The organism is Mycobacterium sp. SMC-4 (genome assembly GCF_050205565.1).
Classification (GTDB): domain Bacteria; phylum Actinomycetota; class Actinomycetes; order Mycobacteriales; family Mycobacteriaceae; genus Mycobacterium.
Genome location: NZ_JBNMQU010000038.1, coordinates 1 through 403 on the forward strand (window position 1 = coordinate 1; position 403 = coordinate 403).

A 403-nucleotide genomic window follows, 5' to 3' on the forward strand; every position below is an offset into this window, starting at 1 on the left:
CGGCGGCCTCGCAGTCGGGCAGACCGCACTGGCAGACCAACGCATCGAGCCCGTAGCTGATCGCGGCCAGCGCATCGTTGCGGCGTTCGTCGAGGCGGCGCGGATCGGCAGGGCAGATACTGTGGGCGATGCGTTCGATACGGTCGCGCAGGGCGGCGGCATCACCGGCGTGCATGCGGGCATGCACGCTGATGTAGCCGGGTGGATCGGTGTGCTCGCCGATCTGCACGCTGCGCGCGGACTGGGTGTAGCGGGGCACGCGTTGGGCGGCCGGGTCGTGGGCGATGACGGTGGCATCGACGGCCTGGTCGATCTTCTCGCGCGAGAGCCCACCCCAGAACCCGACCTGGCCGGCCAGCGCGGCGTCCACCGCGGCCATCACATTGTCGTCGGTGATCAGTTC

1 protein-coding gene is annotated in these 403 nt (G+C 70.2%); it reads right to left on the minus strand.

The annotated features are described in order from the left end of the window. A partial coding sequence (locus tag ACQI46_RS25640; protein ID WP_427096859.1) for a DUF222 domain-containing protein occupies positions 1-403 on the minus strand: 403 nt, incomplete at both ends.